Below are 23,850 nucleotides of genomic sequence, written 5' to 3' on the forward strand. Positions count from 1 at the left end.
ATCGGCACGATATCGTCTTTACGCACCCTATACTCCGGCCTCGATGGAGGCCGGTCGAGCTCAGAGGCCATCGTAATCAGGGCACGCCACCCCGATGAATGGTCGTCGGGGGCGACGCCGAAATAACCATGTGCGGTTAGGTTAATCCGTCGGCGTCCTTGAGCGCTTTGGAAAGGCAGCCTAAGACGGAACAATTGATAGCGAAGGTTTGGCCGCTCCATTTTTCCGGGGCGCGCAGGTGGGCATAGATGACGTATCTCATTGCGTTGCTGGGCGCGACGATCTGCGTCCTCATTTCGATTGCGTTTGTTTGCAGCTATGGCCGGCGTCTGAAAGATCTTCCGGGTCCGTGGATCATGAACGAGGGTCATTCAAATGATTGATCAACGGCACAACGCCCCCCGCAGGTATTTCGTCGACGCACAAGGACATCGTGTTCTGATCGGCCTCTCGCTGCAGGAGACGGCGGAATTCGAAGCGCTGGATGTCGCAGCAGAGACGCCGCAGATCGTGACCGAGACCTACATGGGCAAGGGAGCCGCCGCGGTTGACGACGTTCGATGGCTTGAGCTCTACTCCAAGCACGAAGGCGCCTGGCGGGTGTGGATCGCACGGAGCCAGGCGGAGCGGACGCCGGATTTAGGCTTTGTTAACTATGTCTGACCGATGGTAGCCGCCTAAATCTCGAATGTGGGGATGGCCCAAATGTTTCAGCTGTTCCTGAGAGCGCGCGCACACAATCTTCTCGGCTCCCGCCGCGAGGACAAGGGTTTCAAGGCCCGCTCCGCGGAGCGTGACGCGGAGACCGACCGCACGCGGATCGGTGCGGTCCTGGCGGCGATCGAAACGGCTTTGCAGGAAGCGGAGAAAGAGCAGGCCGGCCTCAACCGGCGTGTCGATGACGCACTTGCGCGTGCATCCGTCACCTTCGGAAACGGCACCGACGAGTATCTCGAGCGTGAGGCGCTCGACAATCATCACCAGGACCTTTTTGCGGCCGACATCTCGAATGGCCAGCGCCGGCTCAAGGAACTGGCGACCAGCATTGCGCACCTGAAGTTCGTCAAGACCGCAATGCTGACGCGCTTTCCGGACTTCAAGCCGCCGCAGCTCAATAGCTAGGATAGCGCGCGCCGCCCTGCGGCCATCCTTCGAGACGCCGCCGTTGGCGGGCCCTCAGGATGAGCGACCGCGTGCGTTGTGCAGTTTCAACGAGCCCGGATGCCGCTTAGCCTCATCCTGAGGAGGCGCGTCAGCGCCGTCTCGAAGGACGAGGCGCGCGCGGCTCGGGCCGCAGCCAAGCGTCATATGGCCCTGCGCAGCAGAGGATCGATCACATGACGATTCGGCGCCGCTTTGCCGTTTGGCGCCTCGATCCTTTTTGCTATGGTTCCGGCAAACGTTCACGGTTCATGGGAGCAACAAGGTGCCGGTCAGAAATATGCGAAGATTGGTTGGATTGGGGTGCGTGTTGACCCTGGCTGCGCCGGCAACGGCGTCGGCGATTACCGCCGAAGTGGCGCGCGCATGCGACGCGGCGGTGGCCAAGGCCTTTCCGCCCAAGCAAATTGGCAACCCAGCGGCCGGCAGCACCAAGGGTACCTCAAAGGACCGGCGCCAATATTTTGAGAAATGCGTCGCGAACAACGGCAAGGTCGATGACTCTCCGGCGGACGCGCCCAAGGACAGCAAGCCCTCAAAGTGAGAAATCAGGGTTCGGCTAGCGCCGCGGTGGCGGACAGGGCGAGTAGAACGCGCCGTTCGCCGCATTGATGCGTTCGACACATTGATTGGGATCGGTGACCGTTCCAGCCACCGTGAAATCGTAGCCCATGCCCTTGATCACCACGACGTAGCGGCCGGGAGTGAGCGTAAAGCCGTCCTGCTCCGGTTGCAGCAACAGCATCCTCTGCTGATCCTCGACCGGTCCCACCTTGTAGGGATAGGACATGCTGCGAATGACCCAGGAATCGCCCGCGTTGACCATCGCGGCTTTCCCGGTGGCATCGACCCCCATGGCGCGTGAGACTTTCGCCACGACCCGAACTTCGGTCCCGCTTGCATCGACACCACCGTCGGGCCTGAACACGATGAACTTGACGTCGCCGTCCATCAGCGTGGTCGCGCTCGGCGTGTTGATGGCCGCCGAGATCGCGACGCGGCGGTCCGGAATCTTGCCCGGTACCGACTTGAGCTCATGGAGCTGGCCCTCGCTCAAGGCGTAGACGCCGAACGTCGTCGGCAGAGGCATCGAAGGTTGTGCAGCCTGTGCCGGCTCTTTCTGACTATCCGGGGTCCGTTCAACAGCCTCGCTCACCGCGGGAGGCGGACCGGCGCCCGGCTGAGATTGCGGGCCGTTCGGTGCTCGCTCGGGCGGCGGCACCGTCTGCGACAAGTTGGTCAGTTGTGACTTCAGCCGAGGCCAATAGATAGCCGCGGTCGCGCCCCCGCCAATGAGCAGGAGGATGATTGCCAGTCGAACCAGAGATTTGAAGGCGCCGCTTCGTTTGGGTCGGTCGAGCGAATCCGGCAGTGCGGCAGGACGGTGCGGCGCTCCCGTGTCCTTCGGGCTGGACGGCGCAGCCGAAACCGGTGACGGCGCCGGAACGGGTGGGGGAGGCGAAGTTTGGACCGTCGGGGTCACTGGAGCGGCGGTTGCCGCGACCAGTTTCTGCTGTTCCGCCGCGGCGCTGCGCTCGAAGGAACGTTCGACCTCCTTGATGGCACGTTCGAGGACCTGCTGGAGCTCGCGGGATTCCCGCGCCTCGGTGTGGGTGAATTGCTCCAGCAGCTTGACGCGCGCCAGCTCATAGACGATCTCCCGCATCTGCTGGGGATCGTCGGATACGGCGCGGATGCGGCTCGACAGGAGACGGATAAACCCGGCTTTGATCTGTTGCGCCGAGGGGGCGTTGGCCGCAGTTTCACCGGAGTCGGTCATCAAGGCGATCAAGTAGCCCGGATAAGGCCATTTCGCTAGGTTTTTCCGCCTGAAACCTTGCGATCGAGGCAGCTCTCCCGCGGATGAACGGGTCTGCCGACGTCCCTCTCGGTCCCTTGAAGGCGCTTGCTTTTAGGGGAAAACCTGTGACATTTCGCCAAGCTCCTCTTTCCGGTGTTCAACCATGCGTGGCGTTCTGACAGTCCTCTCGGTCTTGACCTTCCTGGCCTCGCCTGCCGTTGCGCAGGGGATCAAGGATCAGGCCAACACCACGAGCTCCAGCATCATCACGACGCCGACGAAGAAGGCGCAAACCACCCAGGCGGCGTCCCGGCCGACCGCGGTCCGGCATGTGACGGGGCTTCCGGCCGGAAAGTCGGCCCAAGGCGTCTGGCGCGACGGCAAGCTGGTCGCCGTTCCCCGCTGAGGCTGCGACCCAACGAAGCGTGAAGGAACGGTGATCGCCTCCCTGACGTTCACGCTCGGGAGATATCATATGAAACGACCAGTTCTGATTGCCATTGCGTTGCTTGTGCCCGCCGCTGCCTGGGCGCAGGGCGTCAACGACCCTTCGACGCCCAACCGCAACGTGACCATCGTCAATCCGTCGCAGCCCGCGCCACCCAATGCGACGCGGAACATCCCGAGCCGGATCGAGCCGCCGGTCACCACCGGGAGCGGACGCGCCCGCCCATACTATGGGAGCAGAACCCGGGGCAGCGCGTCGAGCCACCGCTAGCCGCGCCGTTCACCGTTCGCCGGCCTCCTGGCTATTGCGGGTTGACCTCGACCTCCAGGGTCGAAGTTCCCGAATCATGTCGGTTCTTGCCCGAAATCAGCAGCGTGAACTTGTCGGTGCCGCGCGTTTCGTTTTCCGCCGAATAGCGGAAGCCCGACCCGACCACGGCCAATTGTCCTCGCGAGGGGCCGCTGACGACCGACACGTTGAAGATCTGCATGTAGGACCAGCGCAGGCCCTGGATGCACTCCGCGCCAGGCGCGATCGACATCGTCCATCTCACCGTATCGTGCGACAGGGCAAACGGCGTCCGTTCCTTGATGCAAAGCGGGCTGGCGTGCGCCGCAAGGCCCGACACCACGGAAGCCGCGACGGCAATACCTGACAACAATAAGGGTCTTGCACGCATGCCCGGCAACTCCACGAAGGGGATGCCGAAGGCTAGCAGCAAGGAGCTAATGAGGTCTTAGAAGAGAGCCGTTGTCCGTTCCGGCGCGGATCGCGGCTTCATCGGCCATCAGCCGGGCCCTCTCTCCGGGCCACGCGGTCTGCCCTCTGTCTTGCCCGGGAAGTCAATCTCGATTTCGGAAAGTCGTAACCCATTGATTTGATGGGGGCCGGCTACTGTGCATGGGGTTGTTTTTCGATTTTTGAGGGACGGCGCCGAAGGTCCGGTTATTGCCCGTTTGGTGTCATCCCGCCGCCGGCAGGGAAGTTGCTGGACTTGAGCGTCATTCCGGAGACGCGGAAGCGGACATTTCCAGCCAAATAGAGATAGTCCGAGGTGGTGCTGCCAACCGTGCGCACTTCGACATAGGTCAGCGTGATCGAACCGACGCTCGGGGTCACCTGGGTGATCTCGACGTAACGTGCTCCAGGGAAGAGCTTCTGGTCGGCCGTAGAAGATCTTCTCGCGCTCGGATCACAGGACGAAGTGCCCGCCGGTCTTCTGATCGACGGCCTCATATTGAGTATGGATGACTTGCGGGTATTCGATTTGGCCGGCTCTCGCGGACTGCACGCCGAAGCAGATCATCAAAATCAGCAAAGCAATGATGCGAGCCACGATCAAAATCCTCAGACCAAAAACGAAATCCTGCCCGCGAATTCGCTTCCTTGCAATTGGCAAAGCGATAGACTGAAAGCCTTGCGCCCAAGCGTTTGCGGCCAATCGCCGTTCTTGTGATGTGTCTTTGGATTTATCGATATGCGAACCGTTCGACCTGACCAATTGCCAGCTGGCGAACGCCGGCTTGTGGCGCTGGCTGGAGCAGTCGCAACCATGGCCGCTGCGCTCGGTCTTTGTCTCGCCAGTCCGTCCCTATGTCTTGCTCAGACCGATCCGGAGCCTTCTATCAGCGACTATCTTCCGCCCAAAGAGCCGGAAGTCTCGCGCGACGAATGGCGGCAGCGCATCGAGGAGGCGCGGCGGCGGGCCAAGGATGTCTCGCGCGAGCGACGGGAGCATCCGGAGCTCTACAAGCCGATCCCGGAAGATCCGGACCTCGTCGCGACCGAACGTCTGCTCCGCGACGACAGCCTGCAGCGAGGCGACATCGTCACGACCAAGAAGGGCATGTTCGTCTACCAGGGTCGATCCGATCAGCCGCGCCGCGATCAGGATTTTGTGCCGGTCAACCCGAAATCGGTGCGCTGAGGCTCAGTAACGCCGCAGGATCTCGTTGAACTTGGGATCGGTCATTTTCGTGGTGTCGAGCAGCAGCGACTTGCCTTGCGGCGTGGCCTGCACATAGGCCGCGATCAGCAGCGGCTCGTAACGGGAGCGATTGGCCAGCGCCGAGCGGATGTCGGATTGCGCCAGCAGCTTGATCTCCTCGTCCGTCGCGGCGGCGCCTGAGGTCACGGTCCGGACGCGGGCAAAGGCGACGTCGATCGGCACCGATCCGGTCAAATAGGACATCTTCACCGCCGGCGTTGCCGCTTCGCCGGCCTGGGCCTGCAGCGTGCCGAGCGTGAGCCAGAGCGCGGGCCTGATCGGCGAGACCTTCAAGGCCGAGACCACGGCGGCCTGGGCGGCCTTGTTCTCGCTGGCTCGTCCGTCCGCATCGACTGCGGGCCGGTGAAGAACGTCAGCGGCCTTCGCCGCTGCGTAGTTCGCGAGCAGGTCCCCATCCAGCGAAAACGATGCCAAAGCACCGCCCGCCGCCAGCTTCGCCTTCTCGGGCGGGATCTCGCCCGAGAACAAATCACTGGCGCGAAAATCCGGTCGGACGAAATCGCCGTAGAAGGCCATGGCGGCATGAAGCGCCAGCAGGATCGCGGCGCAAATGCCGATGACGCGAAGCAGGATCATGCGGTTCATGGTGGAATCGACGCGGCCTGTGAGGGCAAAGCAAATACGGGATTGAAGGGAAAGCGGGGTCCTTAAATTGCCATCAGACTATCGCCCTGGATCGTCAACAGCGTCAAGTTGCCGGTCGCGTAGGCGCCGGTGTCGATGTTGATGCGGTTCGGGCGAATGTCGGGCACGCTGACCGGCGTATGACCGTGGACGATATATTTGCCGAAGCGCTCCTCGGACGCCAGGAACTCCTCGCGGATCCAGAGCATGTCTTCATCCTTCTGGCGCTCGAGCGCGACGCCCGGCTTGACGCCGGCATGGACGAAGAAGAAGTCGCCGCAGGTAAAGGACGAGGGCAGTTGCTGCAGGAAGGCCAAGTGCTCCGGCGGCAGCGCGCGCTTCAGTCCGTCGATCAGCTCGACCTGCTGCTCCGCGGACGGGTTCATGGTCGGCGTGATGCCGTAAGAGACCAGCGTCAGCAGGCCGCCATAGTGGCGCCACTCCTGGAGGCGGGCGGGGTCCTTGAGGACCTCGAGCAGGAAGACCTCGTGGTTGCCCTTCAGGCAAACCGTCTCGTGCGATTTCGAGCGCGCGATCAACAGATCGAGAACGGCGCGGGAGTCCGGGCCGCGGTCGACATAGTCGCCGAGAAAGACCTGAATGGCCCGCTCTGGGGCGGAGCGGGCAAGATCGGCGTCGATGACGGTTAACAGCGATTGAAGCAGATCGGCGCGGCCGTGCACGTCGCCGATTGCATAGACGCGAATGCCATCGGGGAGCCGAGGCTTGGTTTTCTTTCGAAAGCGCGAGGAAAGGCCCATCAGGTCGGTCGAATCGCATCCAGCGTCACGAGCGGAACGTCGTGACCGCTCTTAGCAGAACAAGTTACACATCGGTATTCTTAATTGTTTCCGACCAAGTCGTCCGCATTTTGATTAAAGGATCGTGCGGCCTTTGAGCCGTATTTCAAGACGTCTCGCGTAGCGTCTCCTCAACAAGAACGGGGAGCGCGACATGCGCAAGATTGTGAAGTTCCTGGCGGCCGTGGCCGCGATCGTCGGTGCTGCAGGGGTGCAGCAGCGCGCTGAAGCCGCTTTCGTTGGCGCGCCCTTGGGGCTGCGCGGCGCCATCCAGTACATCAAGTTCGACCAGCCGACGCTGGCACCGATGGCCTTCACGCTGTTTTGCCTGAAGTACAAGGACGAGTGCAAGCCGCGGCCGCAGCAGATCGTGTTCCGTGGCGGCCGGCTGAAGCTCACGGCGGAGCGGATGGCGCAAATGCAAGAGGTCAACCGGCAGGTCAATACCGCCATTCGTCCGGAGGCCAATCTGGAAGGGTTGCGCGGCGAGAAATGGGTGCTGCATCCGACCAGCGGCGACTGCAACGACTACGCTGTGACAAAACGCCACGAATTGATCGCCATGGGCTTTCCGGCGCGCTCGGTGCTGCTCAGCGAGGTCGTGACCACCTGGGGCGAGCATCATCTCGTCGTCGTGGTGCGGACTTTCTCCGGCGATCTCGTGCTCGACAATCTCTCCGGCCACATCCTGCCGTGGTCGAAGAAGCCCTATCGCTGGGTCCGCATTCAGTCGCCCAAGAACCCGAACTACTGGGCCTCCCTCGGCGATCGCGCGGTCTGATTACCTGCGCTCTATCGTGATCCGGACTGGCCGACGCTCTGCGACAGGCCCAGTCCCACGATCACCGCAAGACACAGGATTGCTGCGGGCCGCAGCAATCCGGGACCTGCAAAGCTCTGAACCAGCGCAAACAGAACACAGGCCGCGGCGGCCGCAGGGAAGAACGAGTCGCGTCCGCGCTGCAAAGCACCGAAGAACAGCCGTACCAAAGCGATCAGGGCTGCCAGCACCGCAAGAGCAAGACCGATCGCTCCCATGCCGGCGAAGATCGCTGTTGCCGTCGACGGCGCCGCCAAGGCCGCTCCGGCATCGCTCTGATAGATCCTGCCGACCGCCGAAAACGTTCCTGCGCCCGCGCCGAACCAGCGCGTGTCGGCCAGCATGCGCTCCAGCGCAGCGCGCGTTTCCGCGCCGATGTCGGGGTTGAGCCGCAGGAGGATCGGCCCGGAGCTCTGTTCGAACAGGAAGGTCAAGACAATTGCCGATCCGATCAGCGCGGCGGCGGCAAGCGCGCTCGCGGCCAAGGGCGACAGATCAAGCCGGCGGATGACGAGGATCAGAAGGATCAATACGACGCCGAAGCCCGCGGCGATCGCGTTGTTGGTCCCGGAAAGGCCGAACACCGCAGCTGCGCTGATCAGGGCTCCGGCAAGGCCGAGCAGGCCAAGCATGATCGAGCGTAACAGCGAGTGATGCGTTTCGGCCCGCTCCGCGGCAAGCTGCATCACGGCAAGATTCAGGACGAGGCCAAACCCTGCCAGGGTCGTCGCGAACTCGGACGTTGCGGTAGCCCCCGCAATGGCCGGCGAGAGCCGGTGCAGATCCAGGGTCAAGGCGGAGACCGCTGTGATGCCGGCGAGGACAAACAGGACAAGCTCGGCGCGGCCGCGATCGCGGACGACCACAATGGTTACGCCGAGCAGCGCGGTTGCTGCCAGCGCCAGCATCAGCGCGGTCAGGGTTAAGCCAAGATCGGCGGTGACCGGCCCGAACGGGAGGCCACCAAGTGCGTCGCGAGCGCTCGCCCAGATCGGATGCCCGAAGCCCAGCGGAAGCGGCATCAATTGCGCGGCGATCAGCAGCGGAATGGCGATCAGGATCCAGCGGGCCCAGGAGGTCGCGCGGACATAGTGGTCGTAGTCGGCTTTTCGCGCGCTGACTGTGGCTGCCAGCAAGCTCAGCGCGGCAGCCATCATCCCGAGCTGCGCACCGAACTTGGCGCCGGCGATTTCGAGAGCGGATGCGGAAACGATGGAAACGATGAGGGCAAAATAAGCGAGGGACAAACGGCGCGCTCGATGCGGATTCCTGAAACGATCAGGTCACCATACAAGCGAGCGGGTGGTTTTCAAGCAAAGGTCGGCCCGGGGCCAACAACTTGCCTGTGATCCTCCGCATGCGCGCGAACTGTCGAGCGCAAGAGATTTGCTGAGGGAGATCAGCGAGCGCTCTTGACCGGACGGGCAAACACGCGCGCGGCCCGGGCGGCGGCAAGGCTGAAGCGAGCGGCCGAGCCAAAGAGGTAGCCGGCCTGGAGCGCAATGGCTGCAAAGGCCGCAGCCTTCAGGCCTTCGAGGACGCCAAGACTGGTCATGAGGCTGACCGGCAGCACGGTGAGCACCAAGGCGAATGTGACCGGCAGCAGCACCAACACGCGAAAGCGTTGGCCCAGCACGGCACCTACCAGAAAGCTGAAAATCAAAAACGCGGTCATCCGAAACACTCCGTGCTTCGGACCCTAGGTTCCCCACCCTAAAAAGACCCTTAAGCTGTATGGCTAAATTTGGCCTATAGGCCGCAATTTGCCAGCAGCGAATGATAGGCCTCCCGCAAGCCGTTCAGGGACACCAGGCCTTTGATCTCGCTGTCGCTTTCCTTAACCACCACCGACAGCGAGGCCGACGTCTGCCATTTGCCGGCGGCAAAGGCCGAGACCTCGTCGGGCAGCAGCACGGCAGCCCCTGCGGCGGCCATGCTGGCGTCAACGGTCAGGGTGCCGCCGCCGCTCGCGGCGATGGAGACTTTTGGACGGCTTCTGGGCGGGAAGGGCCGGATCAAGGCCACCAGCACGTCGATCTTGCCCTTTGGGGCACAGCGCACGATGAGCCCGGCGAAGTCCGGGTCGGATTGGGTGGTGTCCGCGGTCTTGGTGATGGCCGCGAAGCTTTCGCCGTCCTTGCCCCCTTGCGTGCGGCTGAACTTCCAGACGGAGGAGGGAGTAGAGGTCGCCACCTCGACGACGGGGGCGATCGGACACGAGGGCTGTGCGCAGGAGGTAGCCCCGTCCGCGGCGCGTTCGGCGCCGCCAAGGAGCGATCCTGCCAAAAAGGCGAACAGAAGGAGGCCAGACACGGGGAGTCCTCTCTTGATGGTTCCTGTCTAAACAGACGGAGAGCCTCGCGCTCGACACGCTGAGCTCTCGACTTGGGCGAACTGCCCGCCGACGGGGCACACGAAATACAACAAATAGTCACAAAGGGTTAAACCAAGCCCCAAAGCGTGACCCGCACGCAACAGTAGCGGAGCGATCGTACCGTTAACCACTAGGGAACCCTTGTCGCACCGCCCCCAGCGCCGTACCAATCGAGTCTAATTGGGGTCTCCTGGGGCGCGATTGATGCATTCCTTTGCCAAGTCATATCTTTTCAAGCCGGCATTTCTGGCAGCAGCGTTGGCGCTCGGCGCCTGTTCGACCAATCCCGGCTCCGGTCCGCTGACCGACGACGTTAACAACAAGATCCAGACCGAAAACGCGCCGGCCTATGAGCTGGTGCCGCTCAATCCGGCCACGGTGAAGATCCTGCACACGCATGAGCCCAAGGGGCTCGCCGGCGTGTTCACCGACCGTCGTCCGCCCGCCAGCATAGTGTTCGGCATCGGCGACGTCGTCAGCGTTACCATCTTCGAAGCCGCAGCCGGCGGTCTGTTCATCCCGGCCGAAGCCGGTGTCCGTCCGGGTAACTATGTGACCATCCCGGATCAGTCGGTCGACAATGACGGCTTCATCACGGTGCCCTATGCCGGCCAGATCAAGGCCGCGGGTCTGACCGCCGTTCAAATCCAGCGCGCGATCGTCGAGAAGATCGGCAACCGCGCGATCGAGCCGCAGGCGGTCGTTGCAATGTCCTCGCAGCGTACCCAGCTCATCAGCGTGCTCGGCGAGGTCAATTCGCCGGCCCGTTATCCTGCGAGCGCGGCGGGCGCAAAGGATAAAGTGCTCGACGCAATCACCCGCGCCGGCGGCATCAAGGGCCAGGGCTTCGAGACCTGGGTCATGCTGGAGCGTGGCGGACGGCGGGCCACGGTGCCGTTCGAGAATCTCGTGATGGCGCCCGAGAACAACGTCTATGTGCGTCCCGACGACAGCATCTACGTCTATCGAGAGCAGCAGAAGTTCCTGGCGTTCGGGGCCAGCGGGCAGAGCGGCGAGTTCAACTTCGATGCCTGGCGCATCAACCTCGCTGAAGCGGTCGGCAAGGCCGGTGGTCTCTTGGATGGTCAGGCCGACCCGGCTGCCGTCTACCTCTATCGCCGCGAGCCGCGTGAGGTTGCTGCCCAGCTTGGCATCGACGTCAGCAAGTACACGTCCGAGACCGTTCCGGTCATCTTCAACGTGAACCTCCGCGATCCCGGTGGCTTCTTCCTTACCACCAAGGTCATGATGAAGAACGGCGACGTGATCTACGTCTCGAACTCGCGCAACGTCGAAGTCGCCAAGTTCCTGAACTACCTCCGCGTGATCATGGCGACCGGCAACGATGCGGTGAATCTGTCAAACAACGCGCTGATCTTCCGCAACAACGTGAAGCTGGCGCCGTAAGACGCCAACTTGATCGACCAAACGCGATGGCACCGGGGCTTTGTCCCGGTGCCATTTTCGTTGAGCCAACCAATGGATAGTGTCCCGGCCGCGAGGACAGCGTTCCAATCAAGGCGCTAACGAGCACGTCGCGCCGGTCATCGCTCACTCCGCAATGTTGCAAGGGGCTTCTGCTTCATGCGCTTTCGAATACTTCGTGGCCTTCCCGCTCTGGTCTTGCTCGCTGTTGGGTTTCCACCGGCCGGGACGGCGCTCGGCGCTGCTGCTGAACTCGGCGTCCGCCATCGGATCGACGTGATCGTCTCTGCCGAGCCTGATGCGCCGATCTTGTCGCGTCTCAGGGGCGGCAAGGGCGAGCTGTCCTTGACCGTCCGTCTGTCGGCGAACTCCAAGGAGAGCAAGTTCTTCGGCATGCTGCGTCCGTCTTTCCCGGATATCGTCGTCCCCGATGGCGCCGCCAAACCGCTCGTTAACCAGACCAAACTCTGGGAAGAGGAGGTCTGCCATCAGCGCCGCGGCCTGCCGAAAGTCACCGTGACCCAGCTCGGGGGGCATTTTGCCGAAGGCGAGGGGGAAGGACGGATCGAGATTTCCGCGATCAACCGGCACATCGGCGTTCCGGTGCCGCCCGATGAATTAACCCCTGGAATAAAACTCGATCCGGGGAGTGATAGCTTTGGGCTATTCTATGCGTTCCGGGCGCAGACCCGGAACAGCCGCCTCAATGTAGATCTGAAGATCTATCCGATCGATTGCTTCCTCTAGGCTCGAACAGAGCTCGCAAGAACGACGATGCGCCTTCCCAACCTCAGCTGGTCCAGGATTCACTGGTCGTGGAGCTTGCCCGCGGTCTTTATCCTGTTCTTCGTGGTGGCCGGTGCGCCGTTTCCGTTCGGCTCGACCAATGATCTGTCGATCGCGTTCTGGTGCCTCTGTCTCGGCATCGCCGTGATGTTCGCGCCGACGCGCGATCTGCGTCGGCCGCATCTGTGGTTGCTCGCGGGCATCGGCGTCATCGTCGCGGCGTACGCCTTCGTGCTGCATGAGCAGCTGTCCGACCATCCTTGGGTGGCGCCGTTCCAGCCGATCTGGAAGCAGGCCTCGGATCTCCTGGGCGTGCCGATCGCGCCGTCCGCGTCCATCGTAAAGAACGAGGCATTCTTCGCGCTCGGCGCGCCGCTCGCCAACATCCTCGCCATCGTGCTCGGCATCACCGTCGGTGCGAACCGCGAGCGCGCGCGCCGTCTGCTCTGGGTGATCGCGATCTCGGGTGCGGCCTACGCGCTCTACGGCGTGCTCTCGTTCCTGATCGAGCCCACCATGATCCTGTGGCGGGACAAGACGGCCTATCTTGGCAGCGTCACCGGCACCTTCATCAACCGCAACACGGCGGCGGCCTATTTCGGCTCCTGCGCGGTGATCTGGATGCTGCTGATCCTTGAAGACGTCCGTCGCCGTCTGCCGGAGCGGCACATCGAATGGCGACGCCTGTCGCTCGATCTGCGCGCGATCCCGCCACGGGAAATCCTGCCGCAACTCGGCTGCCTCCTGATCTGCCTGATGGCGATGTTCATGACGACCTCGCGCGCCGGCGTCGGCCTGTCGCTGCTGGCGATGATCGTGTCGTTCACGCTGTTCCTGCGCAAGGATTTGCCGCCGCGCACCGGCATCTGGATTTCGCTGGGCTCGGGCGCCGCGGTCGCGCTCGGCCTGTTGCAGCTGCTCGGCGGCCGCGTCTCCAGCCGCTTCGACAGCCAGGGCCTGGTCGACGAGGGCCGCATCGAGGCCTGGAAATCGACGCTTCGGATCATCGGCGACAATCCATGGTTCGGCACCGGCATGGGCACTTTCCAATGGGCCTTCCCGCCGTACCGCAGCCCCAACATCTCGATTCGCGGCGTGTGGGACGCCGCGCATTCGACGCCGCTGGAGCTTGCCTCCGAGGTGGGCATCCCGATGGCGCTGCTGGTGGCGCTCGGCTGGGCCGTGATGCTGCTGGTGCTGGCGAGGGGCGTGTTCGGCCGCCGGCGCGATGCCATCATCCCGCTGGCGGCAGTGGCGACCGCGACGCTGTCGCTGCTGCATTCCTCCCTGGACTTCACGCTGCAGGTGCCCGGCTACAGCATTCCATTCTTTGCGCTTTTCGGCGCGGGCCTGGCGCAGTCCTTCCGTACCAAGGAGGGGCGCCCGTTGGCGGAGGCGCCCGCCACCAGCCGGCGAGGCGAGGGCCGTCAGACAACCGCCGACGCCGCTCCGAGCCGGGTCCCCCAATTTCACAAAAGTGTCTAGTTTTGAAGCAGTTGCGGCGTTTACGAAGTCTTTAGAATAAGTGGACAGCTCTTTTCTCTTCCGCTAGGTTCCTGCAATGAGCACAGCCATTTGCCCGGGCCGAGGACGCACATTAGGGCAATTGATTTTTGGAGGTTTGTTTATGAGCGTTATGAAGATTGCGCTTCGCATGGCTGCCGCTGCGGCCCTCGCCGCGACGATCACCACGGCCGCCAGCGCCGCCGTTTACCCGCCGCAGCGCCAGCTGCCGGCCACCGTCATTTCCGACTTCAAGGCGTCGCCGAACGTCCTGCTGCAGCAATATCCGACCGGGGGCCCGCAGCTGATCTCGCGCGTGCGCGACCTCGGCGCCTCCGATCCGACCACGCTGCCGGGCCTGATCGCGCTTCTGAAGGACCCCGCGACCACCAAGGACCAGATGCGCGCGATCGTCGGCGGCCTCGCCCAGGTCGCCCGCATGGCCGCGCAGGCCGACCAGGCCTATGCCAACGAGATCCAGGCCGCGATCGCCGGCACCGGCAACCAGGACGTGATCGCCGCCTACCAGGCCGCGACCGGCGACGTCGCGATCGCCGCGACCGGCGGCGGCGCGGGCGGCGGTGGTAGCTCCGGCGCAGGCGGGCCGACGGGCAATGGTGGATTTGCCAACGGCGGCGGTGGCGGCGGCCTCGTCAGGTTCGGTAACAACACCACGAACAACAATGCGCCGAACGGCGGCAGCGGTGGCGTTGGCAGCACCACCACCAGCGTCAGCCCGCGGCGCTGACCGGAACCGGCCCTCGCGGCCGGCTCATGACATCTCACGGCAGCGGCGCCAGCAGGCGCCGCTTTGCTTTTGCGCCGTTAAGCTTCCTGCAAAAAGTCGCGCAAAGCGCGCATCGCACTGCATCGAACGCGTTCAATTGCAGGCCGGCTTGTGCTAGTATGCGCGCAGCGTGGTACCTTGGCATCCGGTTTGCTCCGGATAGCCAGCAGTCTTTTTGGCCAGCATTGATCGCAAGACCAGATCGATCCATTTTCAGGAATTGCTAGATGTTGCAGGTGAACAAGCCGACCTCGGAGATCAACCGTGATTTCGCCGAGGCCGACGGCTCCCCGTCGCAGACGCTGACCTCCTATCTCGAGATCGTCAGGCGCCAGTTCCCGACCATGGTGGCGATCGTCTCGGCCTGCGTGATCCTGGCGCTGCTTTATCTCTTCACCGCCGCGCCGCAGTTCACCTCCACCGCGTCGATGGTGATCGACACCCGCAAGGTGCAGCTGTTCCAGCAGCAATCCGTGCTGGGCGACATCGCGGTCGATTCGGCCACGGTGGAGACCCAGGTCGAAATCCTGAAATCCGAGAACATCAGCCTCGCCGTCATCCGCGACCTGCATTTGATCGACGATCCCGAGTTCACCGGCGCCGGCGGCGGCCTGATCGGTGCCGTCGCCGGCCTATTGTCCGCCGGGCACGCGTCGTCGGAGTTCGAGCAGACCCGCAAGGCGCTCGGCCTGTTCGAGAAGAACCGCACGGTCAAGCGGCTCGGCCTCACCTATGTGATGGAGATTGCCTACACCTCCAAGGATCCGGCCAAGGCTGCACGCATCGCCAATGCGATCGCGGACGCCTACATTGTGGACCAGCTCGAGGCAAAATATCAGGCGACCCGCCGCGCGAGCGTCTGGCTGCAGGACCGCATCAAGGAGCTGCGCACCCAGGCCTCCGCCGCGCAGAAGGCGGTGGTGGATTTCAAGACCGCCAACAACATCGTTGACACGGGCGGCCGGCTGATGAACGAGCAGCAGCTCGCCGAGGTGAATAGCCAGCTGATCATGGCGCATGCGGCCACCGCCGAGGCCAAGGCGCGCATGGACCGCATCAGCGATATCCTCAAGCAGGAGATTCCGGACGCCAGCGTTGCCGACGCGCTGAAGAACGACACCATCGTCAAGCTGCGCGGCCAATATGTCGACATGGCCTCGAAGGAATCGATCTGGGCGATGAAATACGGCTCGGATCACTTGGCCGCCGTCAACCTGCGCCGGCAGATGGCGGAGATCAAAAAGAACATTATCGACGAGCTGAAGCGCATCCAGGAATCCTACAAGAGCGATTACGACATAGCGGTGACCCGCGAGGAGAGCATCAAGTCCAGTCTCGCCAACGCCGTCTCGGAATCCCAGCTCACCAACCAGGCGCAGATCCAGCTGCGCGAGCTCGAGAGCAACGCGCAATCCTATCAAGCGATGTACGACAATTTCCTGCAGCGCTACATGGAAAGCGTGCAGCAGCAGTCGTTCCCGATCACGGAGGCGCGGGTGATCAGCGCGGCGACTACGCCGTTGGTGAAGAGCTATCCGAAGTCGTTGATCGTTCTGGCCGCGAGCCTATTCGGCGGCCTGATGCTTGCTTTCGGCGCCGCCATGGCGCGCGAGCTCACCGACAAGGTGTTCCGCACTACCAGCCAGGTCGAAGAGCAGCTCGGCGCCAACTGCATTGCGATCCTGCCGGCGCTTGGGGCTGTCTCCACCGCGGCCGGTCTCAGCGAGAAGATGCTCGGCGGCAAGCTCGGCAGGAAGAATAATCCCGAGCCAGATCTGCTGCGTTATGTCGTTAACAATCCGCTATCGCGTTTCTCGGAAGCCGTACGCTCGGTGAAGGTGGCGGTGGACCTCAATTCAATCGTGCGCGAGAACCGTGTGCTTGCGACGACTTCGACCCTGCCGAACGAGGGCAAGAGCACGCTCTCGACTAATCTCGCCCAGCTGATGGCGCACGGCGGGGCGCGGGTCATCCTGGTCGATGCTGATCTGCGCAACCCCTCGCTGTCGCGCGCGCTGGTGCCGGACGCGAATATCGGCCTCGTCGACGTCGTCGCGCAGAAGGTCCGGCTCGAAGACGCGCTCGTGGTCGATCCCGAAACGAAGCTGTCGATCCTGCCGGCAGGCACCACCTCGAAGTTGCTGCACACGAACGAGATCCTGGCCTCGAAGGCGATGCACGCGTTGGTGACCCAACTCCGCTCGCAATTCGATTACGTGGTACTGGACATGCCGCCAATGGCGCCGGTGGTTGACGTGCGCGTTACGTCGTCCTTCGTCGATTCCTACGTATTCGTGGTGGAGTGGGGCCGGACCAAGATCGACGTTGTCAGACACAATCTGCGCGGGTCGCCCGAACTCCAAGACAAGCTACTTGGTGTGGTTCTGAATAAGGCCGACACTAAGGCGTTAGCGCGTTATGAATCTTATCACGGCCGCTATTATTATCAAAAGTACTACGCCCGTTATGGTTACCTGGAGTAGCCATCACTAATGCTACGCGGAACGCTGCTCCTCGTTGGCCTGCTCAGTCTTTGCTGGTCGCTGACTGCGTTACCGTCCTTTAACAGGAGCACCACCGCTCGCGATCTGAAGGATCGGATCGTTGCCGGCGAACACTTTAAGCCAGGCGTTCTCAGGTCGATGTTGACCCGCCTAGACGCCGTTCCAGCGCCTCTCATCAAGCAACCTGAGATTGCGTCGACTGCAGCCTTGGTGAACCTGCGTATCGCAGAGGAAGCGGCCCGGGGGGGAGGCTCAGACGAGGTTGATCGCCAAGTCGAAACGGCTGACCATCAGTTGATTCAAGCGCTATCCACGAATCCATCGGAAGCTTTTCTCTGGCTCTTGCTTTATTCCGTTGAAACCGCGCGTAGTGGTTTTGATCCCAAAGTGGTCCAATTCCTTGAAGCATCATATTTGACGGGGCCGCACGAGGGCTGGATTGCCGTTCGCCGGAATCGGATAGCGCTCGCTATATTCCCGATGCTTAGAGAGCGAACTCAGCGCTCGGTTACCTCAGAGTTCTCGGAACTGGTTGATTCGGATTTCACTGAAGTGGCAGTCACTAACTTAATAGCGACGGGTTGGGCTCAAAGGGAAGGCTTGCTCAATTCACTTCAAACGACAGACGCAACGTCTAAGGCGAGTTTTGTAAAGCGCCTCCGATCTGAGGGGATCAATCTAAGTGTTCCTGGTGTCGAATACAACGAGAGGCCCTGGCACTAATGCTGAGAAGTATATTGCTGATAACAACTACTTTGGCCGGCTGCGGGACAATAGTTCAGGCGCAGAGTGTGCGGCCGAACCCTGGATTCACAATGCAGGGACCTGCTGAGCAAACAGGTGGAATGGTGAAGGACGCGCTAGGTCGCTCATGCGTTGATATAGAAGCAGCGTCGCGAGGAGGCGTCATTAATCCAGATATGCTCGACCATGTGGTTAGTCTTAAGAATAACTGCGCCAAGGTTATCAAGGCAAAGGTATGCTACTTCAACAGCGATCGCTGCAGAGATGTTGTCTTGGAGCCGTACAAGCGCGTCGATACAATCCTAGGCACCATGAAAGGAATCAAGTTCTTTAGGTACATTGTGACGACGAAATAGCTCGCGTCTTTCTTTTATTTTCGCAAAGCCAGGATCTATATGCGAATTCTCCGCGTCATTGCTTCAGTCAACCCGAGGGATGGCGGGCCTGTTGAGGGCTTGCGCAGCAGTGCTGAAATGCACCAACTCCGTGGGCACGAAACGGAGGTGGTCTCGCTAGACGATCCTGATGCTGACTATTTGAAAGATTTTCCGTTTCCGGTGTTCGGACAGGGGCCGCGCACAAGGGTATACGGCTACACTCCACGCCTCGTTCCATGGCTCAAACTCAACTGTGGTAGGTTTGACGCTGCTGTCTTTCATGGACTTTGGAATTTCTCGTCTGTTGGAGCTTGGCTTGGTGTCCGACACAAGAATTTGCCCTACGTCGTTTTTCCGCACGGAATGTTGGATCCTTGGTTCCGGAGTACTTATCCCCTAAAGCATATGGCCAAACAGGCTTTGTGGTCGCTAGCCCAAGGGCGGGTGATGCGAGATGCTAAGAACGTGCTCTTTACCTCAGCCGAGGAGCAACTACTGGCAAAGGGCGTCTTTCGTGGTTTCAGGTACCCCTCCCAAGTCGTGAAGTATGGGTCGAAGGATCTTGGCGTCGGTGCCCCCCATGACCGACATGCCTTCCTTCGCAGATTTCCACAGATTCGCGGAGCCCGTTACTTGTTGTTTTTAAGTCGCATTCATCCCAAGAAGGGTATTGATCTCCTCATTCGTGCTTTTGCAGCTAAGTCAAAGTTGCTGCCCGATTGTGCATTGGTTATCGCCGGTCCTGATCAGGTTTGCCTCCAAGCAGAATTGCAAAGATTGGCCGACGATCTTGGAGTGAGTGATCGAGTCGTGTGGCCCGGTATGCTTCAGGGACAAGCAAAAATCGATGCTTACAGAGGAGCGGCTGCTTTCGTTCTTCCTTCGCATCAAGAAAATTTCGGTATAGTTGTTGCTGAAGCGATGTCATGTGGTACTCCCGTTCTTACCACTACGAAAGTTAATACCTGGCGAGAGGTTGTTTCCTGTGGCGCCGGTTTAGTCGAGCCAGATACGCCCGAAGGCATCGAACGGCTTGTTGAGGCCTTCGCTCGTCTTACACCTGATCAGGAGCAAGACATGCGGTTGTCCGCTAGAATTGGCTTTGAGAGGCAGTTCGCTATGCAAGCTGCAGCTGACGATCTTCTGCGCGTTTTGCAGAATGCAGCTACCGTACCAGAAGAAGCGTGAGATTAGGCTTGCAGCAATTTGAGATGGTTTCATGCAACGCAACAGTGCTTACATACTTGACGCAAGGCTGTCGGGGGGTGTCCACGGTGGCGCTTACTTCAGTCTTAGACATCGTATTTTTCGCGCAGTCTGGAACGTTACATGGTTGCTCTTGGCGTCGTGGACTCCTCCACCACTTCATGGCTGGCGGAGGTTTCTACTTCGCTTGTTCGGAGCTCAGATAGGAAAACACACGCGTATCTACGGAAGTGCAAGGATTTGGTATCCGCCGAATTTAACAATGGGCGACTACGCCGTACTGGGATGGAAAGTGAACTGTTACAGTCAGGGTGAGATCATTCTGGAAGAATACGCAAACGTCGCCCAGTTTGTGCACTTAGTTACCGGAACTCATGACATTGAGGATCAAAGTTTCCAACTTTACACCAAGCCTATTCGAATCTGTCGCCATGCCTGGATCGCGTCCAACGCATTTGTTGGTCCAGGTGTAACCGTCGGAGAGGGGGCAGTGTTGGGCGCTTGCGGTGTGACGTTCAAGGATCTTGAGCCTTGGTCTGTCTATGTGGGTAACCCCATTCAAAAAATCCGAGCGAGGACGCTGCCGCCGAACTCTACTCAGCAAGCCCAGCGAAATTGAGTCATTGAAAATGTCGTCTAAGCTTTTGATAACCGGCGGTAGCGGCTTCATAGGTGCCGAGGTCGTAAAGCTAGCTTTGGAAAAGGGCTACATCGTACGAAATCTGGACTTGAAAGCTCCAGAGTCGGAGTTTCAGCGTTACTGGCGTCAGATCGATATTAGAAATTTCGAAGATGTTGACGGAGCGATACGGGAATTCGAGCCCAATCAGATTCTCCACCTCGCGAGCGATATAGACGTAACGATAGCGAGTTTGGCTGATTTCCAAACAACGATTAATGGTACCCGCAATGTCCTCAAAGTTGCTCAGAAGCTAAGCTCTCTTCGAACCTTTGTTCATACTTCGACGCAATTCGTTGTCCGTCCAGGCGCACCAGTCACTTCTGATCGAGACTACGTACCCTATACATTATATGGAGAAGCCAAGGCGGAAACCGAGAAACAGATATGGTCTGCGAACTTGAGTGTAGACTGGTACATTATGAGGCCAACCATCATTTGGGGGCCGCGCCATCCAAGTTTCGGGCAGCAGATTTTTCGTTACGTCGCATCTCGGAAGTATTTGCATCCAGTCGGACCGGATTCCATCATTCGGACGTTCGGTTATGTCTACAATACCGCTGAGCAGATGCTCAAGTTTTTCGAATTGCCAAAGCAGCTAGATAACAGGGTCTTTTATCTTGGTGATGCGCATATAGACTACGATAAATGGATAGATGCGTTCTCTGTCGGCCTGACTGGCAGGCCCGCCCGGCGTATTCCCGTTCAACTTCTAAAGCTGATGGGGTGGACTGGCGATCTCGTGAATCGCGTTGGACTAAAATCGCCTATCGACTCGGGCCGCGTTTTCAGGATGAGTACGTCGAGCAAGATTGATCTGCAAAAAACACTCAGCGTTACGGGGCCGCCCAATGTATCATTTGACCTTGGTGTTAAGAAGACGCTGGAGTGGTTGGAAACTGCCAGGCTAGAACGTTGACTTCTCAACTTTAAGCGCATCATCCAAAATTGCCTCCAAGTTTTTGGAGAAATTGGACTGAGAGTAGTGCCGGAGAACTTTGGTCAATCCGTTCTCCCCGAAGCTGCGAGAGATGTCTTCGTCGATCAACAATCTAAACATGGCATCAGCAAGAGCAGAAATATTGTCGGGGTCCACTACAAAACCGTCAGCGCCGTCTGTAACCACCTCCGGAGCGGCACCTTTTGTGCTACAGATCACCGGCAAGCGGTGCAGCCAAGCCTCTAGATAAACAATACCAAATCCCTCTTTCGAAGATGGTAAGACAAACGCCCAAGCTCGATTATAGGCCTTTTCTTTCTCTTCATCCGAGAGTCTGCCGCGAAATAGGACGGCGTTCGCTACATCGAGCTCGCGAGCAAGTTGTTCTAGGCCAGATCGTAGCGGACCGTCACCCACGATCTCACAAACGATCTCTGGCAATTTGTCTTTTAGCAGCGCAACCCCCCGGATCACCTTATCCAGATGCTTCTCCTCGTCGCCAGTACCGAGGCGGGATACTGCCAGTATGGTAGGTCTTCCGGCTCTTTGGCGAGAGGCCGACAATTGTGGGGTGATGTCTATTGCATTCGGCAGGAAGCAAAATTGATTAGTGGGAATTCCGTAAGCCGTGCTCATCATATTTGCGGTGTACCGGCTCACCGATGCTATTCGATCAATCGCAATTAGCGAGATGGTATCCATAAGGCGTTTCGGTCGATGTTGAGGAGCATCCCAAACTTCTATGCCATGCACAATTAGTAGGGTGCGTAGGCTGGGTTGGATGCATCTAGCGAGTAGCGCAAGGGGCGCCAAGTTAATCTGCCCGACCAAAAGGAGATCGATCCCTTTCACAAGCTCGCGCAGCAAAAACCAAATGATCTGCAAACGCGAGCCTGCTGCTATGAGCCGGATCCCTGCTATCTGAGGGATGTCCTCCGATTTGTCTCGAAGAATCAGAACAATCGGTATCGCGTAGCTATGCTGCCCGGCGTAGGCTGCAAGTGTTCGAATGAGACGGCGATTAAAGTTTTGCGCACCTCCTAGGAGCGAAAAGGTTTCTAGCGCTATGAAGACTACTCTCTTCGTTTGCATGATCTGAACTGTTGGCTGTGGCTATTGAAGCAAGTTGTTATTTGCGGTCGATTGCGATCCGTTGATTGTTCGCCCGGATATGAATCTCTCGGCCAAACGATCGAATAAACAGTCCCTGTGAGCCTGCACTGACCTTTTCGTTTTCGAGATATGAAGATTTGGTGACGCCCGTCTCATCGGATATTCTTGGGATAGCAGAGATCCATGGCGGTAGGTGATATGGCTCCAGCTCATACCTTACATATTTCCACGTCCCCTCGCGATCGCGAAACGCAACTTCGTTCCTTTCTTCGTTCAATCGAATATCTTCGCGCATCACGGCTTTCTGAAAATCGTCAAAGTTCCTAAGTTCGCGTTGCAAGCCTACGCGAAAATAAAGCGTGACCTTCGAACCGGAAATACGGAAGTTGCGGAAGGCGCCGCTCACATCTCCCGTGATTTCGGAGAAGTCCTGTGTGTCCGACCCGACTATCCGCAGGCCAACATAGGTTGCTCCCTCGCGAAGAAAGATTGCCTTATCAAATTGTCTTACTTCATCGATCGCGGTGGGAAAGCGGCAGTTCACCTCACGAATCAGTGCGTTTGCGCGCTGATTACGAAGCTTGAAGAACCGGTTTGCGTTGCTTTGTGGCCAAGGATCTTTATCTGGGATAGAAAAGATTAGAGCGCCCCTATCATCCTGCAGGTCACCTTCCATAAAGGGAGATGATTGGTCATGAAGCCAGGCGCCAGGGCCCTCGTTGCTCCTCCAAAAGGGGTGATAGCATTGAATGTAATTAAAGAGCTTCGGAGAGCGAACAAGGATCGAGAAATTGTTCGTATCTTCGTTATACCATGCCGGATTGAAGATGAAATTTCCCAAGCCGATCGCGAAATCGTCCGAAACGAATGCTTTTCCGTAAAGCGATGGCTGCCCTGGATTGCCCCAGATTGAGAAGCTCGGAGTTACGGTACGAATTCGCGAGGGCTTGTCTCTATCGAGCAGACCAGAGAGTTCTTGTGGAGGCTGCCAGTTCGAAAGCGCCAACATCACAATGTAGAGGGGCTCGGTACCGAAGAAATCGTTTCTCCCGAACGTCGGCTCTCCCGAATAATACCAAAGGAGATGTTGTCCTGCCGATATGTCCATGCCCGCTCGGGGAGCCGCGCTATTGGTTTGAAGGTGCGAGTTACGACCAAGTGGTGGAACGAGAAGTCCGTGAAACGAATTTGAATAGAGCATTGCGAGCTGCTGTATGAGGCCCGCTTCGGCGGCTACTGTGATCGCGTTATCGGTTGCAAGATCGACGAGATTGAGAAGTGAAAAGAAATTTTCGATCGCGTAAGTTGGCGAAAATTGTTCGTCGAAACCTTGCGTGAGCTGAGCCGTTTGGCGAGCTAGTAATCTTTCGGCAAGGGCGCGCATTAGTTCAATCGAACTGTACTTCGTCCCTCCGATGTCGGTCCATGCGGCACCGGGAAATGCTTGCGCAAGCAAATACCATGATGACGCCTGCATTATGGCGTGGTTGGTGGTGCCGTGAGCAAAAAGATCAATCCTATTCTCGCTTATAGTATTCTGAAGGGCTTGTCTCTCAGTCGGGGCGATGCATCGCGGGAACTGCAAGAGATACCTCGCAAGCGGCGGAAGAGAAAACATTTCGGGACGAAGCCGATGGGCGGAATGATCGATTCCCCAAGAAAGAATGGAGGTCATCCAGACGCGATCGGCATCGGCTCCGCATCCGCCAGTCGCGATTCTTCCAAGAGTCTCGTAACTTTTAAATTTTGG

Annotated in this window: 26 protein-coding genes; 15 read left to right on the forward strand and 11 right to left on the reverse strand. The window is 59.6% G+C overall.

The genetic code is table 11. The annotated features are described in order from the left end of the window. Positions 1 to 375 precede the first annotated feature (375 nt). The 3 genes from ML401_RS07700 to ML401_RS07710 all read left to right on the forward strand — a co-directional run bounded on the left by ML401_RS07700 (position 376) and on the right by ML401_RS07710 (position 1,705). Positions 376 to 663, forward strand: a complete 288-nt coding sequence (locus ML401_RS07700; RefSeq protein ID WP_211419601.1) for a hypothetical protein — start codon at positions 376 to 378, stop codon at positions 661 to 663. 42 nt (positions 664 to 705) lie between these two features. After that, positions 706 to 1,122, forward strand: a complete 417-nt coding sequence (locus ML401_RS07705) for a hypothetical protein (protein ID WP_285811170.1) — start codon at positions 706 to 708, stop codon at positions 1,120 to 1,122. Between the two features lie 346 nt (positions 1,123 to 1,468). After that, positions 1,469 to 1,705 (forward strand): hypothetical protein, encoded by a 237-nt coding sequence (locus ML401_RS07710; protein ID WP_285811172.1) that lies wholly within the window; start codon positions 1,469 to 1,471, stop codon positions 1,703 to 1,705. Positions 1,706 to 1,720: 15 nt separating this feature from the next. On the opposite strand, the gene ML401_RS07715 is transcribed toward ML401_RS07710, so the two are convergent. After that, complete coding sequence (locus ML401_RS07715; protein ID WP_285811173.1) at positions 1,721 to 2,941, reverse strand: hypothetical protein; 1,221 nt, start codon at positions 2,939 to 2,941, stop codon at positions 1,721 to 1,723. A gap of 184 nt (positions 2,942 to 3,125) precedes the next feature. Between ML401_RS07715 and ML401_RS07720 the strand changes: the two genes are divergently transcribed. After that, positions 3,126 to 3,368, forward strand: a complete 243-nt coding sequence (locus tag ML401_RS07720) for a hypothetical protein (RefSeq protein ID WP_194406424.1) — start codon at positions 3,126 to 3,128, stop codon at positions 3,366 to 3,368. A 69-nt stretch (positions 3,369 to 3,437) separates the two neighbouring features. Then, on the forward strand, positions 3,438 to 3,680 hold the full coding sequence (locus ML401_RS07725) for a hypothetical protein (RefSeq protein ID WP_212068875.1): 243 nt from the start codon (positions 3,438 to 3,440) through the stop codon (positions 3,678 to 3,680). Between the two features lie 31 nt (positions 3,681 to 3,711). Here the strand turns inward: ML401_RS07725 and ML401_RS07730 are convergent, their stop codons facing one another. The 3 genes from ML401_RS07730 to ML401_RS07740 all read right to left on the reverse strand — a co-directional run bounded on the left by ML401_RS07730 (position 3,712) and on the right by ML401_RS07740 (position 4,851). Next, entirely contained in the window at positions 3,712 to 4,089 is a 378-nt protein-coding gene (locus ML401_RS07730) for a hypothetical protein (protein ID WP_211419597.1), read from the reverse strand. A gap of 266 nt (positions 4,090 to 4,355) precedes the next feature. Next, positions 4,356 to 4,529, reverse strand: a complete 174-nt coding sequence (locus tag ML401_RS07735; RefSeq protein ID WP_285811176.1) for a hypothetical protein — start codon at positions 4,527 to 4,529, stop codon at positions 4,356 to 4,358. A 73-nt stretch (positions 4,530 to 4,602) separates the two neighbouring features. Beyond that, complete coding sequence (locus tag ML401_RS07740; protein WP_285811178.1) at positions 4,603 to 4,851, reverse strand: hypothetical protein; 249 nt, start codon at positions 4,849 to 4,851, stop codon at positions 4,603 to 4,605. A gap of 111 nt (positions 4,852 to 4,962) precedes the next feature. On the opposite strand from ML401_RS07740, the gene ML401_RS07745 reads away from it, so the two are divergent. Further along, positions 4,963 to 5,337, forward strand: coding sequence for a hypothetical protein (locus ML401_RS07745; RefSeq protein ID WP_211419596.1), 375 nt, complete (start codon positions 4,963 to 4,965; stop codon positions 5,335 to 5,337). A gap of 3 nt (positions 5,338 to 5,340) precedes the next feature. Here ML401_RS07745 and ML401_RS07750 read toward each other — a convergent pair whose 3' ends face one another. Together ML401_RS07750 and ML401_RS07755 are read right to left on the reverse strand one after the other, a co-directional pair. Beyond that, positions 5,341 to 6,003 carry a hypothetical protein gene (locus ML401_RS07750; protein WP_285811180.1) on the reverse strand — a complete coding sequence of 221 codons (663 nt, stop codon included), beginning with the start codon at positions 6,001 to 6,003 and terminating at the stop codon, positions 5,341 to 5,343. A gap of 62 nt (positions 6,004 to 6,065) precedes the next feature. Beyond that, complete coding sequence (locus ML401_RS07755; protein WP_211419594.1) at positions 6,066 to 6,803, reverse strand: metallophosphoesterase family protein; 738 nt, start codon at positions 6,801 to 6,803, stop codon at positions 6,066 to 6,068. A gap of 193 nt (positions 6,804 to 6,996) precedes the next feature. Here ML401_RS07755 and ML401_RS07760 point away from each other — a divergent pair, with 193 nt between their 5' ends. Next, positions 6,997 to 7,623: a transglutaminase-like cysteine peptidase gene (locus tag ML401_RS07760; protein WP_285811182.1), complete on the forward strand. Its 627-nt coding sequence runs from the start codon at positions 6,997 to 6,999 to the stop codon at positions 7,621 to 7,623. Between the two features lie 11 nt (positions 7,624 to 7,634). Here the strand turns inward: ML401_RS07760 and ML401_RS07765 are convergent, their stop codons facing one another. From ML401_RS07765 to ML401_RS07775, 3 genes are all read right to left on the reverse strand, one after another. Beyond that, positions 7,635 to 8,909 carry a hypothetical protein gene (locus ML401_RS07765; protein ID WP_285811183.1) on the reverse strand — a complete coding sequence of 425 codons (1,275 nt, stop codon included), beginning with the start codon at positions 8,907 to 8,909 and terminating at the stop codon, positions 7,635 to 7,637. 152 nt (positions 8,910 to 9,061) lie between these two features. Next, entirely contained in the window at positions 9,062 to 9,337 is a 276-nt protein-coding gene (locus ML401_RS07770; RefSeq protein WP_285811184.1) for a hypothetical protein, read from the reverse strand. A 74-nt stretch (positions 9,338 to 9,411) separates the two neighbouring features. Beyond that, on the reverse strand, positions 9,412 to 9,975 hold the full coding sequence (locus ML401_RS07775; protein WP_285811185.1) for a hypothetical protein: 564 nt from the start codon (positions 9,973 to 9,975) through the stop codon (positions 9,412 to 9,414). A gap of 265 nt (positions 9,976 to 10,240) precedes the next feature. Here ML401_RS07775 and ML401_RS07780 point away from each other — a divergent pair, with 265 nt between their 5' ends. The 8 genes from ML401_RS07780 (at position 10,241) to ML401_RS07815 (ending at position 20,966) form a co-directional block, all read left to right on the forward strand. Continuing rightward, the gene (locus ML401_RS07780; protein ID WP_285811187.1) at positions 10,241 to 11,443 is read left to right on the forward strand and encodes a polysaccharide biosynthesis/export family protein; all 1,203 of its coding nucleotides are present in this window, start codon (positions 10,241 to 10,243) and stop codon (positions 11,441 to 11,443) included. 294 nt (positions 11,444 to 11,737) lie between these two features. Then, positions 11,738 to 12,208 carry a hypothetical protein gene (locus ML401_RS07785; protein WP_285811189.1) on the forward strand — a complete coding sequence of 157 codons (471 nt, stop codon included), beginning with the start codon at positions 11,738 to 11,740 and terminating at the stop codon, positions 12,206 to 12,208. 27 nt (positions 12,209 to 12,235) lie between these two features. Then, on the forward strand, positions 12,236 to 13,732 hold the full coding sequence (locus tag ML401_RS07790; protein WP_285811190.1) for an O-antigen ligase: 1,497 nt from the start codon (positions 12,236 to 12,238) through the stop codon (positions 13,730 to 13,732). A gap of 142 nt (positions 13,733 to 13,874) precedes the next feature. Beyond that, positions 13,875 to 14,498: a hypothetical protein gene (locus ML401_RS07795; RefSeq protein ID WP_285811192.1), complete on the forward strand. Its 624-nt coding sequence runs from the start codon at positions 13,875 to 13,877 to the stop codon at positions 14,496 to 14,498. A gap of 266 nt (positions 14,499 to 14,764) precedes the next feature. Next, complete coding sequence (locus ML401_RS07800; protein ID WP_285811194.1) at positions 14,765 to 17,020, forward strand: polysaccharide biosynthesis tyrosine autokinase; 2,256 nt, start codon at positions 14,765 to 14,767, stop codon at positions 17,018 to 17,020. 1,160 nt (positions 17,021 to 18,180) lie between these two features. After that, on the forward strand, positions 18,181 to 19,350 hold the full coding sequence (locus tag ML401_RS07805; RefSeq protein ID WP_285811196.1) for a glycosyltransferase: 1,170 nt from the start codon (positions 18,181 to 18,183) through the stop codon (positions 19,348 to 19,350). 280 nt (positions 19,351 to 19,630) lie between these two features. Then, a complete protein-coding gene (locus ML401_RS07810; protein WP_285811197.1) occupies positions 19,631 to 19,987 on the forward strand; it encodes a putative colanic acid biosynthesis acetyltransferase in 357 nt (118 codons plus the stop codon). A gap of 10 nt (positions 19,988 to 19,997) precedes the next feature. Continuing rightward, positions 19,998 to 20,966 (forward strand): NAD(P)-dependent oxidoreductase, encoded by a 969-nt coding sequence (locus ML401_RS07815; RefSeq protein ID WP_285811198.1) that lies wholly within the window; start codon positions 19,998 to 20,000, stop codon positions 20,964 to 20,966. On the opposite strand, the gene ML401_RS07820 is transcribed toward ML401_RS07815, so the two are convergent. Together ML401_RS07820 and ML401_RS07825 are read right to left on the reverse strand one after the other, a co-directional pair. Then, on the reverse strand, positions 20,955 to 22,079 hold the full coding sequence (locus ML401_RS07820) for a glycosyltransferase family 4 protein (RefSeq protein ID WP_285811200.1): 1,125 nt from the start codon (positions 22,077 to 22,079) through the stop codon (positions 20,955 to 20,957). The two genes, ML401_RS07815 and ML401_RS07820, sit on opposite strands and share 12 nt — an antisense overlap. A gap of 37 nt (positions 22,080 to 22,116) precedes the next feature. Further along, positions 22,117 to 23,775, reverse strand: coding sequence for a hypothetical protein (locus ML401_RS07825; RefSeq protein ID WP_285811202.1), 1,659 nt, complete (start codon positions 23,773 to 23,775; stop codon positions 22,117 to 22,119). Positions 23,776 to 23,850: the final 75 nt, after the last annotated feature.

The organism is Bradyrhizobium sp. 62B (assembly GCF_030272265.2).
In the GTDB taxonomy this organism is placed as follows: Bacteria; Pseudomonadota; Alphaproteobacteria; order Rhizobiales; family Xanthobacteraceae; genus Bradyrhizobium.

Excerpts from the sequence above, each read along its gene's own strand:
- ML401_RS07725 (WP_212068875.1), top strand. The coding sequence starts at position 3,438 with ATGAAACGACCAGTTCTGATTGCCATTGCGTTGCTTGTGCCCGCCGCT.
- ML401_RS07820 (WP_285811200.1), bottom strand. The coding sequence starts at position 22,079 with ATGCAAACGAAGAGAGTAGTCTTCATAGCGCTAGAAACCTTTTCGCTC.
- ML401_RS07795 (WP_285811192.1), top strand. The coding sequence starts at position 13,875 with ATGAGCGTTATGAAGATTGCGCTTCGCATGGCTGCCGCTGCGGCCCTC.
- ML401_RS07705 (WP_285811170.1), top strand. The coding sequence starts at position 706 with ATGTTTCAGCTGTTCCTGAGAGCGCGCGCACACAATCTTCTCGGCTCC.
- ML401_RS07700 (WP_211419601.1), top strand. The coding sequence starts at position 376 with ATGATTGATCAACGGCACAACGCCCCCCGCAGGTATTTCGTCGACGCA.
- ML401_RS07730 (WP_211419597.1), bottom strand. The coding sequence starts at position 4,089 with ATGCGTGCAAGACCCTTATTGTTGTCAGGTATTGCCGTCGCGGCTTCC.
- ML401_RS07780 (WP_285811187.1), top strand. The coding sequence starts at position 10,241 with ATGCATTCCTTTGCCAAGTCATATCTTTTCAAGCCGGCATTTCTGGCA.
- ML401_RS07745 (WP_211419596.1), top strand. The coding sequence starts at position 4,963 with ATGGCCGCTGCGCTCGGTCTTTGTCTCGCCAGTCCGTCCCTATGTCTT.
- ML401_RS07715 (WP_285811173.1), bottom strand. The coding sequence starts at position 2,941 with ATGACCGACTCCGGTGAAACTGCGGCCAACGCCCCCTCGGCGCAACAG.
- ML401_RS07815 (WP_285811198.1), top strand. The coding sequence starts at position 19,998 with ATGTCGTCTAAGCTTTTGATAACCGGCGGTAGCGGCTTCATAGGTGCC.
- ML401_RS07720 (WP_194406424.1), top strand. The coding sequence starts at position 3,126 with ATGCGTGGCGTTCTGACAGTCCTCTCGGTCTTGACCTTCCTGGCCTCG.
- ML401_RS07755 (WP_211419594.1), bottom strand. The coding sequence starts at position 6,803 with ATGGGCCTTTCCTCGCGCTTTCGAAAGAAAACCAAGCCTCGGCTCCCC.
- ML401_RS07750 (WP_285811180.1), bottom strand. The coding sequence starts at position 6,003 with ATGAACCGCATGATCCTGCTTCGCGTCATCGGCATTTGCGCCGCGATC.
- ML401_RS07825 (WP_285811202.1), bottom strand. The coding sequence starts at position 23,775 with ATGACCTCCATTCTTTCTTGGGGAATCGATCATTCCGCCCATCGGCTT.
- ML401_RS07810 (WP_285811197.1), top strand. The coding sequence starts at position 19,631 with ATGGGCGACTACGCCGTACTGGGATGGAAAGTGAACTGTTACAGTCAG.
- ML401_RS07800 (WP_285811194.1), top strand. The coding sequence starts at position 14,765 with ATGTTGCAGGTGAACAAGCCGACCTCGGAGATCAACCGTGATTTCGCC.
- ML401_RS07760 (WP_285811182.1), top strand. The coding sequence starts at position 6,997 with ATGCGCAAGATTGTGAAGTTCCTGGCGGCCGTGGCCGCGATCGTCGGT.
- ML401_RS07770 (WP_285811184.1), bottom strand. The coding sequence starts at position 9,337 with ATGACCGCGTTTTTGATTTTCAGCTTTCTGGTAGGTGCCGTGCTGGGC.
- ML401_RS07805 (WP_285811196.1), top strand. The coding sequence starts at position 18,181 with ATGCGAATTCTCCGCGTCATTGCTTCAGTCAACCCGAGGGATGGCGGG.
- ML401_RS07790 (WP_285811190.1), top strand. The coding sequence starts at position 12,236 with ATGCGCCTTCCCAACCTCAGCTGGTCCAGGATTCACTGGTCGTGGAGC.